At 70.2% G+C, this 14,013-nt stretch carries 17 protein-coding genes; 11 read left to right on the forward strand and 6 right to left on the reverse strand.

All coding sequences use genetic code 11. The features are described 5' to 3' along the window. Positions 1–127: 127 nt before the first annotated feature. The 4 genes from fusA to ACIRR8_RS16680 form a co-directional block, all read right to left on the reverse strand. Positions 128–2,257 carry an elongation factor G gene (fusA, locus tag ACIRR8_RS16665; RefSeq protein ID WP_404064717.1) on the reverse strand — a complete coding sequence of 710 codons (2,130 nt, stop codon included), beginning with the start codon at positions 2,255–2,257 and terminating at the stop codon, positions 128–130. A gap of 38 nt (positions 2,258–2,295) precedes the next feature. After that, complete coding sequence (rpsG, locus tag ACIRR8_RS16670; RefSeq protein ID WP_003966970.1) at positions 2,296–2,766, reverse strand: 30S ribosomal protein S7; 471 nt, start codon at positions 2,764–2,766, stop codon at positions 2,296–2,298. Positions 2,767–2,768: 2 nt separating this feature from the next. Beyond that, entirely contained in the window at positions 2,769–3,140 is a 372-nt protein-coding gene (rpsL, locus tag ACIRR8_RS16675) for a 30S ribosomal protein S12 (RefSeq protein ID WP_003948652.1), read from the reverse strand. 264 nt (positions 3,141–3,404) lie between these two features. Next, complete coding sequence (locus ACIRR8_RS16680) at positions 3,405–3,851, reverse strand: helix-turn-helix domain-containing protein (protein WP_404064720.1); 447 nt, start codon at positions 3,849–3,851, stop codon at positions 3,405–3,407. Between the two features lie 279 nt (positions 3,852–4,130). Here ACIRR8_RS16680 and ACIRR8_RS16685 point away from each other — a divergent pair, with 279 nt between their 5' ends. After that, positions 4,131–4,916, forward strand: coding sequence for a hypothetical protein (locus tag ACIRR8_RS16685; protein ID WP_404065505.1), 786 nt, complete (start codon positions 4,131–4,133; stop codon positions 4,914–4,916). Further along, positions 4,913–5,119, forward strand: a complete 207-nt coding sequence (locus ACIRR8_RS16690) for a hypothetical protein (RefSeq protein ID WP_404064722.1) — start codon at positions 4,913–4,915, stop codon at positions 5,117–5,119. Before ACIRR8_RS16685 ends, ACIRR8_RS16690 begins: the two co-directional genes overlap by 4 nt. A gap of 71 nt (positions 5,120–5,190) precedes the next feature. Here ACIRR8_RS16690 and ACIRR8_RS16695 read toward each other — a convergent pair whose 3' ends face one another. Then, positions 5,191–5,502, reverse strand: a complete 312-nt coding sequence (locus ACIRR8_RS16695; protein WP_404064725.1) for a hypothetical protein — start codon at positions 5,500–5,502, stop codon at positions 5,191–5,193. A 343-nt stretch (positions 5,503–5,845) separates the two neighbouring features. Here ACIRR8_RS16695 and ACIRR8_RS16700 point away from each other — a divergent pair, with 343 nt between their 5' ends. The 4 genes from ACIRR8_RS16700 to ACIRR8_RS16715 all read left to right on the forward strand — a co-directional run bounded on the left by ACIRR8_RS16700 (position 5,846) and on the right by ACIRR8_RS16715 (position 7,865). Then, the gene (locus ACIRR8_RS16700) at positions 5,846–6,256 is read left to right on the forward strand and encodes a hypothetical protein (protein ID WP_019765138.1); all 411 of its coding nucleotides are present in this window, start codon (positions 5,846–5,848) and stop codon (positions 6,254–6,256) included. A gap of 208 nt (positions 6,257–6,464) precedes the next feature. Further along, entirely contained in the window at positions 6,465–7,073 is a 609-nt protein-coding gene (locus ACIRR8_RS16705; RefSeq protein ID WP_404064728.1) for a phage tail protein, read from the forward strand. Positions 7,074–7,170: 97 nt separating this feature from the next. After that, positions 7,171–7,461 (forward strand): hypothetical protein, encoded by a 291-nt coding sequence (locus ACIRR8_RS16710; protein WP_019765136.1) that lies wholly within the window; start codon positions 7,171–7,173, stop codon positions 7,459–7,461. 65 nt (positions 7,462–7,526) lie between these two features. Next, a complete protein-coding gene (locus tag ACIRR8_RS16715; protein ID WP_404064731.1) occupies positions 7,527–7,865 on the forward strand; it encodes a hypothetical protein in 339 nt (112 codons plus the stop codon). A 17-nt stretch (positions 7,866–7,882) separates the two neighbouring features. Here the strand turns inward: ACIRR8_RS16715 and ACIRR8_RS16720 are convergent, their stop codons facing one another. Further along, the gene (locus ACIRR8_RS16720) at positions 7,883–8,281 is read right to left on the reverse strand and encodes a hypothetical protein (protein ID WP_404064734.1); all 399 of its coding nucleotides are present in this window, start codon (positions 8,279–8,281) and stop codon (positions 7,883–7,885) included. 44 nt (positions 8,282–8,325) lie between these two features. Between ACIRR8_RS16720 and ACIRR8_RS16725 the strand changes: the two genes are divergently transcribed. The 5 genes from ACIRR8_RS16725 to ACIRR8_RS16745 all read left to right on the forward strand — a co-directional run bounded on the left by ACIRR8_RS16725 (position 8,326) and on the right by ACIRR8_RS16745 (position 14,013). Beyond that, complete coding sequence (locus ACIRR8_RS16725; RefSeq protein WP_404064737.1) at positions 8,326–9,159, forward strand: hypothetical protein; 834 nt, start codon at positions 8,326–8,328, stop codon at positions 9,157–9,159. 105 nt (positions 9,160–9,264) lie between these two features. Next, complete coding sequence (locus ACIRR8_RS16730; protein ID WP_404064740.1) at positions 9,265–10,464, forward strand: phage tail protein; 1,200 nt, start codon at positions 9,265–9,267, stop codon at positions 10,462–10,464. Then, positions 10,461–11,747, forward strand: coding sequence for a tape-measure protein (locus ACIRR8_RS16735; protein ID WP_404064743.1), 1,287 nt, complete (start codon positions 10,461–10,463; stop codon positions 11,745–11,747). Before ACIRR8_RS16730 ends, ACIRR8_RS16735 begins: the two co-directional genes overlap by 4 nt. A gap of 42 nt (positions 11,748–11,789) precedes the next feature. Further along, positions 11,790–12,755: a phage distal tail protein gene (locus tag ACIRR8_RS16740; protein ID WP_404064747.1), complete on the forward strand. Its 966-nt coding sequence runs from the start codon at positions 11,790–11,792 to the stop codon at positions 12,753–12,755. Positions 12,756–12,810: 55 nt separating this feature from the next. Then, entirely contained in the window at positions 12,811–14,013 is a 1,203-nt protein-coding gene (locus tag ACIRR8_RS16745) for a hypothetical protein (protein ID WP_404064750.1), read from the forward strand.

Here is a 14,013-nt window from a genome sequence, read left to right on the forward strand (position 1 = left end):
TGCTTCATCGGCGCCAGGTGATCTTTGCTGGGGTGCCGGCGCCGGGGGCATACGGCACAGTGCTCGCGCGCTGTGCCGTATGCCCGCCCGGCTCCGGTGACAAGCCTAAAGCGTGAGCTCGGGAGAGTTACTCGCCCTTGGCCTTCGCGATGATCTCCTCGGCGACGTTCCGCGGAACCTCGGCGTAGGAGTCGAACTGCATCGAGTAGCTTGCGCGACCCGAGGTCTTGCTGCGGAGGTCTCCGACGTAGCCGAACATCTCCGAGAGGGGCACGAGGCCCTTCACGACGCGAGCGCCGCTGCGCTCCTCCATGGCCTGGATCTGGCCACGGCGGGAGTTGAGGTCGCCGATGACATCGCCCATGTAGTCCTCGGGCGTGGTGACCTCGACGGCCATCATCGGCTCAAGGAGCACGGGAGAGGCCTTGCGGGCACCCTCCTTGAACGCCTGCGAACCGGCGATCTTGAAGGCGAGCTCCGAGGAGTCGACCTCGTGGTAACCACCGTCGAGAAGGGTGACGCGGACGCCGACCATCTCGTAACCGGCCAGGATGCCGAACTGCATGGCTTCCTGAGCACCCGCGTCCACCGAGGGAATGTACTCACGGGGGATGCGGCCACCGGTGACCTTGTTGACGAACTCGTAGGACGCGTCGCCACCCTCGATGGGCTCAAGGGCGATCTGGACCTTCGCGAACTGGCCGGTACCACCGGTCTGCTTCTTGTGCGTGAAGTCGATGCGCTCGACGGCCTTGCGGATCGTCTCGCGGTACGCGACCTGCGGCTTGCCGACGTTCGCCTCGACGCGGAACTCGCGCTTCATGCGGTCGACGAGCACCTCGAGGTGAAGCTCGCCCATACCACCGATGATGGTCTGGCCGGTCTCCTCGTCGGAGTGCACCTGGAAGGAGGGGTCCTCCTCCGAGAGGCGCTGGATGGCGACACCCAGCTTCTCCTGGTCACCCTTGGACTTGGGCTCGATGGCGACCTGGATGACCGGCGCCGGGAAGTCCATGGACTCCAGGATCACCGGGTTCTTGTCGTCGCACAGCGTCTCACCGGTGGTGGTCTGCTTCAGGCCCATGACGGCGATGATGTCGCCGGCGCCCACCGAAGCGATCTCCTCACGCTTGTTCGCGTGCATGCGGTAGATCTTGCCGATGCGCTCCTTCTTGCCCTTGACGGAGTTCAGCACCGCGGTGCCGGCCTCCAGGCGACCGGAGTAGATCCGGACGAAGGTGAGCTTGCCCAGGTGCGGGTCGCTCGCGATCTTGAACGCCAGGCCGGAGAACGGCTCGTCGTCCGAGGGCTTGCGGGCGATGACCTTCTCCGGGTCCTTGACGTCGTGGCCTTCGATGGCCTCGACGTCCAGGGGGGAGGGCAGGTAGCGCACGACCGCGTCGAGCAGGGGCTGGACGCCCTTGTTCTTGAACGCGGTGCCACAGAACACCGGGGTGACGGTGACGGAGTCGGCGCTGCCCTTGGAGGCCAGGGTGATGCGGCGGATCGCCTCGTGCAGCTGCTCCTGGGTGGGCTCGTTGCCCTCCAGGTACAGCTCCATCATGGCGTCGTCGTTCTCGGCGACGGCCTCAAGGAGCTTGCCGCGCCACTCGACGGCCGACTCCTGGAGGTTCTCCGGGATGTCGACGACGTTGTACATCTCGCCCTTGGCGGCCTCTTCGGGGTACACGAAGGCCTTCATCGACACGAGGTCGACAACGCCCGTGAAGTCCGCTTCGGCGCCGATGGGGAGCTGCATGACGATCGGGGTCGCGCCGAGGCGGTCCACGATCATCTCGACGCAGCGGAAGAAGTCCGCACCGGTGCGGTCGAGCTTGTTGACGAAGCAGATACGCGGCACGCCGTAGCGGTCCGCCTGACGCCAGACGGTCTCGGACTGCGGCTCGACGCCCGCGACACCGTCGAACACGGTGACGGCGCCGTCGAGGACGCGGAGCGAACGCTCCACCTCGACGGTGAAGTCGACGTGACCCGGGGTGTCGATGATGTTGATGGTGTGGTCAACATCGTTGAGCGGCCAGTGACAGGTCGTCGCGGCGGACGTGATCGTGATGCCGCGCTCCTGCTCCTGCTCCATCCAGTCCATCGTGGCAGCGCCGTCGTGGACTTCACCGATCTTGTAGCTCACACCGGTGTAGAAGAGGATCCGCTCAGTGGTGGTCGTCTTGCCCGCGTCGATGTGGGCCATGATCCCAATGTTGCGGACCTTGGCCAGGTCAAGCGAAGTGGTGGCCATAAGGCTCAATCTTCTCTCGGTCTCGATGGGGGGAGCGACTACCAGCGGTAGTGCGCGAAGGCCTTGTTGGACTCGGCCATCTTGTGGGTGTCCTCACGCTTCTTGACCGAAGCGCCGAGGCCGTTGGAGGCGTCGAGCAGTTCGTTCATGAGGCGCTCGGTCATGGTCTTCTCGCGGCGGGCGCGGGAGTAACCGACGAGCCAGCGCAGAGCGAGGGTGGAGGCGCGACCGGGCTTGACCTCGATCGGCACCTGGTAGGTGGCGCCACCGACACGGCGGGACTTGACCTCGAGCGAGGGCTTGACGTTCTCAAGCGCGCGCTTCAGCGTGATGACCGGGTCGTTGCCGGTCTTCTCGCGGAGGCCTTCCATGGCGCCGTACACGATCCGCTCGGCGGTGGAACGCTTGCCGTCGAGCAGGATCTTGTTGATCAGCGAGGTGACAAGAGGAGAGCTGTAGACCGGGTCGATGATGACCGGGCGCTTCGGGGCGGGGCCCTTACGAGGCATTCTTACTTCTCCTTCTTGGCGCCGTAGCGGCTGCGGGCCTGCTTGCGGTTCTTGACACCCTGGGTGTCAAGGGAGCCGCGGATGATCTTGTAACGAACACCCGGCAGGTCCTTCACACGGCCACCACGCACGAGCACGATGGAGTGCTCCTGCAGGTTGTGTCCCTCACCCGGGATGTAGGCCGTGACCTCGATGCCGGAGGTCAGACGCACACGCGCGACCTTACGGAGCGCCGAGTTCGGCTTCTTCGGGGTGGTCGTGAACACACGCGTGCAGACACCGCGACGCTGGGGCGAACCCTCGAGCGCGGGCGTCTTGTTCTTCTCGACCTTGTCCTGCCGGCCCTTCCGGACCAGCTGCTGGATCGTAGGCACTACTTCTCCGGTTTCTGTGTGCCGTTCGTGAAACTAACCTGGAACATCACCGACCCACGCGGTCGGGTGTGTCGAATACTGCTGACTACCGCCCAAGGGGCAGAAGGGCGCAGATTGCGGTGGCTACGGACGGGCTCGCGCTGCGGTTGAGGACACGCACCGGAGCCCAGGCACACCCCAGGCACAAGGCTTGAGCGTACCTACCTCACGGACCTGGGTCAAAACAAATGCTGTCCACCCCGACACGCCGGGGCCGCTACGGGCTCAGTCGGAGGTGAGCGGGGCCCGGTGGCCGGTGGCGGTGGCCGCCGGGTCGGGGAGGAACTGGGCCGCGACCCGGACGAACATCTCGCGCCGCTCCGCCGGTACGCCGAGGGCCACGGCGGCCTCTTCGAGGGTGAGCGGACGCCCGCCCGCCACGGGCGCGCCCGCCGGCGCGGACGGCAGCGGCAGGTCCTCCTCGGTGAGCCGGCCTGAGCGGATGAGCATGTCGCGCACCGGGACCTGGAGCACCTGGGCGAGGCGCCTGGTCGTCTCCAGGTCGGGCATGCTCTGGCGCTGGAGGAGGCGGGTGATGGCGGCCCGGTGGACCCCGGCCTCGTCGGCGAGGCGGGACTTGCCGCCGCCGCGTGGACTGTCGATGTCGAAGCCGCGCCGACGGATCAGTTCCTCGATCCAGGTCGCGAAGCTGTCGAGTTCGCCCGTGGTCATGGGGCACTCGCCTCCCTCCGAAGCAAGCATCAGACTATCGCGCTTGCGCGCAAGGAATTACCCCGCCGACCCATACCGTTTGAGCAAAATCTGTGGAGATAAAGGCGGCACAGCCCCCCAATCCCCCTTGCGTGCGAGCGCGCAACATGCCAAGGTGCGGACTCGCAACACCTTGTGCGGGGAGAAGGGATCGCCATGAACACACCGGACACATCCACATCGAACACGCGGACAGCCGAGGCCGTGACCGCGAACACGGACGCCGTGACCACGGACGCCATGCTCTGGATCGAGCTGCTGCTGCGCCAGTTCCCGGAGCTGCTCACCGAGCTGGCCCCCGCCTACCGCTCCTCCTCCGCCTCGCGCCCGACCCCCACCGGCGCCCGCCCGACCCCGGCCGGCCCGACCCGCCCCGAGCGCGAGGAGGCCCTGCGCGCCGAGCAGACGCACGGCCTCACCCCCACCGGAGCCCGCACCTCGCCGCTCCGGCTGCACATCTCCGATGCCGTACGGGACATCACCGATGGCGTGATCGAGCTGGACGAGGCCGTCCACGACCGGCTGCGACTGTCCCGCCCGCGCCGCGAGCGGGTGGCCGGCCGGCTGCTGCGCATCGCGGGGCTGCTCGACCGGGCCGCCGCCGACGACGTGCTCCTCGAACACGTCCGGGACGAGGTCCGCCGGATGTCCCGGCGCTGCACCCGCGCCCTGGGCGGCGCCGAACCGGTGGTACGGGTGAGCGGCCGCTGCCCCTGGTGCGACTCGGTCTCCCTGCGGGCCTTTCCCGCGCGCCGGGCGGTCCTCTGCGTCAACCCGGCCTGCCGCTGCACGGACGGGACCTGCGACTGCCGTACGGATCCGGCACACCGGCACGCGTGGAGCGAGGGTGCGTGGGTGCGGCTGGCGACGGAGTCGGGGGCGGACCTCGCGGAGCTGACGGCCTCGACGGCGGACACGGCACGACGGGAGACGGCCCCCACCGCAGGCACGACGGACACGGCACGACGGGAGACGGCCCCCACCGCAGGCACGGCCGGCACCACGCGGCGGGAGGGCGGCCGATGACGGGCCCGGACCCGGCCCCGGCCCTGGTGACGGGCGCCCTGGCGGCGCACGAGGCGGGTGTGACCCCGGCGACTATCCGCAAGTGGGTCCAGCTGGGCCACCTCAGCCCGGCGGGCCGGCAAGGCCGGGCGCACACGTTCCGGCTGGAGGACGTCTTCGCGGCGGAACGGGCGGCCAGGCGGAAGCCGCCCGGAGCGCGCTGAACAAAAAGAGAGGGGCGGCCCGTTCGGGCCGCCCCTCTCTCGCGTCTCCCCCTCCTCCGCCGCCTGCCCGGCTACTTCTCCGGCACGTTCCCGTTCGCCATACGGAGCACCTGGCCCCCGCCCTCCGCACCTCCGGAGACCAACGCGACCGCCTCGCCCCAGCCGCTGCGGAACCCCCGCGTCTCCGCCTCGACGGCGATCCTCGCGCCGACCTTGCCCACGACGGCGGTGAGGGTGCGGGCGACCTCCGCGGTGTACGTACCCGACTCTCCCGACTCCGCGGCCACCTCGACCGCCGCAGCCATGACATCGGCCAGCCGCTCCTGGGCACTGATCACCGGCTCACTCCCGTCCACCCACTCCCCCGCTCCCGTGCTCAGCACGCCTCGTCCCGGGCGCTTCTCGCTGCAGAACCGCCGCCTCTCGAATGCCAGTTCGATAACCGCAGACTAACGCACCTGGGGGAGGGATGCGGGAGGCGAGAACAGGCCCCGCCACACGTCGACGAGGCGCGGAGGTCCCCGGAACCGCGACCGGCGAAATTGCGCACTCGCGCCACTGGGTTGCGCGCTCGCACGATCTCAGTCACAATAAGTGCAGCGGCGGAGCTGCGCCCACCCTCCGGGCGCGGCTCCGCCGCCCGCGTTCCGGCCCTTCGAGCACGTCTCGAACGCTTCGCCGGACGCCTCCATGACCACCTCCGCGAACAGGAGTGATCGCCCTGCCATGACCTCACCTCCGAGCACCTTCCCCGACGTGGAAGCCATCGTCGTGGAGCTTCTCTCCGAGCGCGCCGATCTGGCCGACGCGGTCGTGGACGAGACTCCGCCGCCGGGCTTCGACGGCACGCAGAAGGCGGTGATCGTCTCCCGGCGCGGTGGCGCCTGGATCGACGACCTCCACCTGGACCAGCCGCTGATCGAGCTGGAGGCCTACGGGCCGGACAAGGCCACGGCACACCGCCTGGCCAACTCCGCCCGTGCCGAACTGCTCGCCGCGGTCGGCCGGCGGTACGGGACGAACATCGTGATCAGCGATGTCGTCGAGTCGGACGGCCCGCGCTGGCTGCCCGAGTACCTGTACCCGGCGGCCAACCGCTACCTCTGCGTCCTGCGCGTCTCGCTGCGCATCGGCTGACGCGGTACGCCGGTCCCGTACGCGCCGGACCGGCCCCGTACGCCTTCGAGGCCGTACGCCGGCCAGTCCCCCGTACGGACACCGGCCCGTACGCCCCACAGACCAGGCCCTGCCTCTCCGGCGGGGCCTTTGCCGTACCCGGTACGGCACGCACCACCCGGCACCACACCCGCCCCTACTCAGGGACCAACCACCCAAGGAGCCATCCATGGCAGGCAACAACGCCTCCGAGATCCGCGTGGCCGGAACCGGCCGCATCCTCGTCGCCGAGATCGACGCGCCGCTGCCGGAGGCCTTCTCCGACAACCCGGCGGCCGACTGGGGTCCGGCATGGACCGACCTGGGCTACACCTCCACCGACGGCGTGACCTTCGCCAAGAAGGACAAGCTGGACCCGGTCGAGACGTGGCAGTCCATCAGCCCGGCCCGGTTCGTCTACGCGGACCGCGACCTGACGCTGAAGTTCGCGATGCTCCAGTTCAACGAGGACACGCTGCCGTTCTTCCTCGGCGGCAAGTCCACGGACATCCGCAAGGACGGCGACGCCGCGAACGTCTTCCAGTTCGACGTGCCGGACGGCCCGACCTTCGACGAGCGGGCCCTCGGCCTGGAGTTCACCGACGGCTCCGAGGTCACGTACCGCTTCGTCATCCCGCGCGGCCAGGTCACCGCGACCGACGACATCAAGCTCGCCCGGAAGGCGGCGGCGCAGCTGGGCGTCACCTTCACCGCGCTGTCGCCGGGCGACGGCCAGGCGCTGGCGACCTTCGTCATGAAGGACGCGGCCTACACGGTGCCGACGGTCCCGGCGCCGTAACACCCGTACGCCCGCAACACCCGCCGGGGCGGGGCCGGTTCACGCCGGCCCCGCCCCGGCACCTCCCTCCCCGCACCCTCTGAAACGGAGACACCGCATGGCTTCCTTCGACGTGAACGCGGCGCGCGCCCAGCGCCTGGAGGCGCTCGGCCGCACCTGGTCCTTCGACCTGGACGGCGACACCTTCGAACTGCCCACCGAACTGACCCGCGCCACCGCCGCCGCGCTGCGTTCGCTGGACGACAACGACGTGGACGGGCTGCTGCGGCTGCTGCTCGGCGAGGAGCAGTTCGGCCGCTTCGAGCGCCACGACATCACCATGCAGGACATCGCCGCGCTCCTGGAGGCGTACGGCAAGGAGACCGGGCTCGGCCTGGGGGAAGGCTGAGCCTCGACGCGTTCGTCACCGAACACGCCGAGGCCCTCGAAGCCGACCTGCTGCGGCACTACGGCGTGGACCTGCTGGACTGGCACCGCGGCCGGCTGACCTCCCGCCGGCTCGCGGTGCTGGTCAAGCACATGCCGCGCGACAGCGCCGTCTCCCGCGAACTGGACGGGGACGGCGCGGAGTGGACCGTGTCCGACTACCTGCTGGCCGCGGCGGTGGACCATCTCGCCGCCGCCAACTGGATGTTCGCCTCGGTCAACACGGACGAGGACAGCGAACCGCCTGAGGCACCGGTGCCGGTGCCGAGGCCGGGAGACCGTACGGAGACCGAGGAGACGCCGGACGAGGAGCCCGGCCCCGCCCAGGCGCCGAGCCGGACGGAACTCCTGCGCTTCTTCGCCTGATCCGGTCCCGGCTCTCTTCAGAAAAAGGCGACGAGCCGCACACTCGCCCACACGACCGCGGTGACGAGGAACACGACGAGGACGCCGCACGCGACGAGCATGGCGGGCCGGAGGCCGTACCGCGCGTCGTTCCGACGGGGCTTCCGGGGGTCGTAGACGATCGGCCCGGCCCCGCCTTCGTTGCCGCGCCAGTCCACGGGGCCGAGGTGCGCGTTACACCGGTACCGCTTCCCGTCCACCGTGAACGTCGCGCCGGACCGTTGCTCCGGATCGTCCCCGACGACGGCCACTCCTCGCAGGGAGAGCACCGCCAGGCGGTAGGCGTTCCAGAGCAGCACCACGGCGACCGGCGAACAGAGCACCACGATCAAGAGATACGGCAAAGGGTGCGACTGGTAATAGGAGTGGCCTATCACGCTTTGCTCCTCCGGAACTCATTGACCATCAGAAAGGGAACGTCATGGCCATTCCGCCGGAACCGTCCGGAGCGTCGGAGGCCCCTCTGTCAGCCGCCCGTATGACGGCCATCATCAACCGTCATACGGAAGAGATCGCGGCGCTCAAGGCTCCGCTCACCTTCTCCAGTCTTCCGCAGTCCATCGATCCCACGGAGAACTGGAAAGACCTCACCTCGTCTCATCAGAAACTCTACTGGAGCCTCCAGGGTGTCAAGGTGGATGTGGAGGCCCTGGCCCTGAGCTTGGCCGGGATCAGCATCGCGGGCACGCAGTTGCTGAGGCTCAGCTGGTTCACCGACACCGTTCTCAGCTCACTGTGGCAACGGTTCCTGATCTCCGCCGAGCGACGACGCCTCCTGGGGCCCGTGATAAGAGCCTTCGCGCCCAACTCCGAGATCCAGCAGCGGGCCATCACCCGGCTGACGGACAAGACCGATCAGCACGAAACCCGCATCACGAGGCACACGGAGACCCTTCAAACACTCGGCCGCACGACCGATTCGCTACGGGACACGGTGGGCCGGGCCCGGCGCTTCGCCGAGAGCGCCGTGACCAAGGTCGAGCGCACGAGCACCGCCATGGGTCGCCAGGTCGGTGCCCTCCGCGGTGACCTCGGCCGGACCCGGCAGGTTGCCGACAGGGCGCTCGCCCGGGCGGACTCCGCTCACCGCCGGATCGACGGCACCGACTCCGCCCGCCGGAACCAGCGGGCGAACGTCGCGGCCGTGGGTACCTCGCGGACGGATGGACCGGACCCCCGCAGGCTCAGAGAGGCCGGGGACCAGATCCGGCAACTGGAGACGCGCGTCAACAGCCTCGTCCGCGCGCTGAGCTGAGAACACGGCCGATGAACGGCGGCCCGGCCGAACCGCTTCGCGCACCCGGGCCCGCGCTCACGTCTTCCACCAGCAGCGAGAAACGCGAGAAAGGAGAAGCCCACCGTGTCTCTTGTGCAGTCCCTGGGGCGGGCCGGCGGCTCCCTCAAGAGCTTCAAACAGAACGTCGACGGTGCCGGTAAGGCCGCAGGCGACCTTCAAGGCAGGATGAGGGCCGGCGACACCGGCCTCAAGCAGATCCGCGCCTCCGCCCAGACCTCCGCCCGCGAGCTGACCACCCTGCAACGCTCCGCCGACAAGGCCGAGCGGTCGCTCGCCAAGGCCGGGACCACCGGCCAGAAGAGCGGTACGCAGATCGGGACGTTCAAGTCCGGCGCCGACAAGGCGTCCAAGGGCATGAACGGCCTCAACAAGTCGATGCGCGGGAACATCGTCGGGCAGCTGCTCTCGCTGCTCGCCCCGCTCATCGAGCGGGTCGTCGACATGGCGGCCCGTTCCAAGACCCTGCAGAAGGTGCTCAAGGTCGCCTTCGACGCGATCAGGAAGGTCATCAGCACGGTCATGAAGGCCGTCGGGCCGATCATGACCAAGGCCGGCGCCCTGATGAAGTCGGTCTGGAACGGCATCAAGAAGGCCGTGACCGTGGTCGTCAAGGCCGTCGCCACCGTCATCACGACCTACTTCAACGCCTGGCGCAAGCTCATCACGACGGTGATGAACGCCATCCGGAGCGTCATCTCCAGCGTCTGGAACGGAATCCGGAAGGTCATCACCCCGGTCGTCAACTGGATCCGCAACACCGTCCCGCAGGCCTTCAGCCGGGTCAGGGAACGGCTCTCCGCCGTCTGGGGCGGGCTCAAGGACATCGCGGGCCGGGCCTTCGGACGGATCACGGGGGCGGTGAGGGGGCCGGTCAACGCGGTGATCCGGCTCATCAACTCCGCGATCGACCGGCTCAACCGCATCAAGGTCTCCATCCCCGGCTGGGTCCCCGGCGTCGGCGGCAAGAGCTTCGGCATCAGCCTGCCGAAGATCCCGCAGCTCGCGGCCGGCGGCATCGTGCAGCCGCGCAACGGAGGCGTGCACGCCATCGTCGCGGAGGCCGGTGAGGCCGAGGCCGTCCTGCCGCTCTCCAAGCTGGACCGGCTGCTGCGCCACACCGCTCGCCGCTCCCGGGCGGACTCCGTCAACGCCACGGCCGGCGCGGTCTCCGGCTTCCAGATCGAGCACTACTACGAGGCGTCCTCAGCCGACCTCCAGGAGACCGCCGCCGCCCTGCTGTTCCTCTCCAAGGCGCGCGGATGAGTACGGCCGCGATCAGGGCGGGTGCCGACCCGCTCGCCGGTGTGGCCGGTCCGCTCTCCGCTTTCCGCACTCAGCTCGGCGCGGCCGGCACGTCCCTCCGTAACGCCCTGCGGGACATCGGCCGGGCCAGGTCCGCCGCCGACGGCATCCGGGGCGGCGCGGCCTCCGCCGACCCGGCGCTGCGGCGGCTGAGGACCGGTGCGGACGCGGCCGGAAGGTCGGTGGCCAAGACCGGCCGCACCGCCGGGGCCACGGCGACCCGGCTCCGTACCGGCGGCGGCGGGGCCCGGTCCGCCTCCGCACCGCTCGGTCCCCTCTCCACCGGCTCCACGGCCTTCGGAGGCGTGGCCGGGATCCTCGGCAAGGGCACCGGCACGGTCTCCGGGCTGATGGGTTTCTTCGGCGGGGCGCTCACGGTCGCCGGCGGTGCGGTGATGGCCGTCAACGTGGCGATGCGGGCCAATCCGTTCGGGTTCGTCCTCGGTCTGATCGTGCCGCTCGCGGGCTTCCTGATCGAGTACGCGCTCAGCTCGCAGACCGGCCAGAAGATCATGAAGCAGGTCTTCGACCAGGTCCTGGCGGTCTTCCGGACGATCGGGAAGTTCCTCGGGCCGGTCGTGCAGGCGTACGCCAAGGTGGTCTCCGCGCAGTTCACCGCCGTACGCACCATCGTCACCGCGGTGCTCAAGGGGATCGGCTTCGCCCTGTCCGCCGGCTTCAACGGCACCCGTACGGCAGTCGGTTCGGCGACCCGGGCGGTGACCGGGCTGGTCAGCGGGGCCTGGAACGGCTTCCGGCGGATGATCCAGCCCACCCTGGACTGGATCACCCGGCGCATCCCGGCCATGTTCACCCGGGTCAGGGACGCCACCTCGCGCACCCTGCACGGCATGGGCGACTTCGTCTCCACCGGCATGCAGGGCGTCATGGCCGCCGTCACCGGGCCGGTCAAGGCGCTGATCTCCTTCGCCAACTGGGTCATCGACGGCCTCAACAAGCTGAGCTTCTCCGTCCTCGGCAAGAAGTTCGGCGTGAACCTGCCCAAGATCCCGCAGCTCGCCGAAGGCGGTGTCGTCCAGCCCGCCGGCCGCTTGGGCGCCGCCTCCGTCCAGCCGCTCTCCGCGCTGAGCCGGCTGCGCCCGGCCGAGGCCGGCCCGCGACCGGACCCTGCGGCCGCCGGATCTCCGGAGCGGGCCCGGCTGCACACGTACCACGCGTCCGGGCGCGGCGGCCCGCTCGCCATCGCCTCCGACCTGCTGTTCCTGCACGGGGCGGCGGCATGAGCCCCCAACCGCCCCACGACTGAAGCGAGGTGACGGCCCCTCATGGCCGAGACCACAACCACATACGCGTACGAGAACGCACCCGGCTCACTGATCACCCGCGACGGGCAGATCCAGTGGGCCGGACTGCTGATGGGCCCCGGTACCCCGTACGAGATCGACCGCACCGGCATCACCGGCTGGGACGACCTGCCGACGCTCGACAGCGGCGATGTCTCCCGTCCCGACCGGCACGGCGCCTGGCCGGGCGCGCAGTGGGCACAGTCCCGGCTCGTCGGGGCGACCGTCTGGCTGCTGCCCCGCACCGCCGGGGAGGCCCGGGCCGTGTCCGCCGCGTTCCGGGACGCGACCGGGGCGGACGGTGCAGAGGACTGGCTGGCGGTACGGCTGCACGGGGAGACCCTGGCCGTACGGGCCCGGATCAGCCGGAAGGTCGTACCGCAGGACCGGTCCTTCATGGTGCACGGCGCCTCGAAGACCAGCCTGCAGTGGACGGCCACCGACCCCCGCCGCTTCGGCGCCGTGCCCTTGGAGTCCCGCGCCCGTCTGCCGGTCCCCGAACCGGGGCTGCTCTGGCCCGAGGCGGCCGGGGAGGACGGGCTCGGCCTGCGGTGGCCGCTGGAGTGGGGGGTCGCGGACCCGACCGGGACCGGGGCCAACGCCTCCGGCTCCTGCACCGCCGTCAACGGGGGCTCGGCGACGGCCCACCCGCTGATCGAGTTCCGGGGGCCGGTCCGGCAGCCGACGCTGACCCGGCTCACCGACGGCCGCCAGCTCCAGTACGACATCGTGCTCGGTCCGCAGGACGTGCTGAGCGTCGACACCGAAGCCGGGACCGTCCTGCTCAACGGGACCGCGTCCCGCCTCTACACCGCCACCTCCGCCTCCGCGCCCGAGCAGCTGTTCGGGCTTGCCCCGGGCGCCACCGAGCTGGCGTTCCGCTCCAACGACACCACTCCCGACCCGGAGGCGTCCGTCACCGTCCGGTGGCGCGACGCCCACTGGTGAGCCGCGCCCCGGCCCACCACGACCACCTCATCCGTCTTGTTCCCAGGAGGACCCCATGCCCGTACGCAGCGCCTGGCTGATCAACCGCACCGAGACCGAATCCGGCCAGTCCCGCGCCGACACCCGCCTCTCCCCGCTCGGGACGATGGCCCCGACCGGCCCTCTGACCAGCGCCGGCGGGGTGATCCCCGGCGCCGAGAACGGCGCCTACCTGATGTCCGGGCTCTATGTGTACGGCGAGACCGCGGGCATGCGGGCCACCGTCGTGCCGGGCCGGGCCGTGATCCAGGGCCAGGGCCGGGCCGGCGCCTACCCGGTCGTGCTCACCGACTACACCGACGTCGGCTTCGACGACGGCGACGCCGCCAACCCGCGGATCGACCTGGTGGTCCTGCGCGTCCGCGACGCCCAGTTCGACAGCGGGAGCAGCAGTACGGAAGCCACTCTGGAGGTCGTCAAGGGCGAGGCGAAGAGCTCCCCCGAGCCGCCGCTCGTCCCGGAGGCCTCCCTCCCGCTCGCCCGGGTCCTGGTCCCGGCCGGCGCCTCCGTCGGCACCGGCGGCATCGACTGGGCCAACGCCGTGTACGACCTGCGCGTGCCCACCGTGGCCGTCGGCGGTGTCCTGCCGGAGTCCTGGAACCGCGATGTGCCCGGCGGTTACGTCGGCCAGTACCGCGACACCAGCCGGGAGCTGCAGCGCTGGGACGGCACCCGCTGGGCCGCCTACCCGCGCCAGACCGGCGGCGTCGCCCCGCAGGGCGCGCTCGCCCGGGGCGAGTACACCGGGCAGTACCGCGACGAGGGCGGGCGGCTCCAGCGCTGGGACGGCACCGTGTGGCGGGCAGCCGTCCCGGCCTCCGTCTGGGCCGAGAACACCGACGGCGGCTACTGCGCCAGCACCACCTGGGTCGAGGTGGTGACCGACACGGTCGGCCCCACCATCACCGCCGCGTTCACCGCACCGATCTCCGGCGCGGTCTTCGTGACCGTGGGCTTCCTGGGGAGCGCCGCGGTGGAGGGCCAGTGGGCCCGGATGAGCACCAACATCCGCAAGGACGGTGTGCTGGTGGTTCCCGCCGACGAGCGGCGTGCGGCCCAGGTCGGCACCAAGTCGTCGGTCTCGGTGTCGTCGACGTTCCGGGTCACCGGGCTTCAGGCCGGTGCCGCCTACACGGCGGTCTCCGCCTACTGCGTGTCCGCGACCACCAGCCGGGGCTGGTTCGACAACCGCTTCATCCGCGTCGACCCGGTCCTGTGA

The sequence above is a fragment of the Streptomyces sp. NPDC101178 genome (assembly GCF_044767965.1).
Lineage (GTDB): Bacteria > Actinomycetota > Actinomycetes > Streptomycetales > Streptomycetaceae > Streptomyces.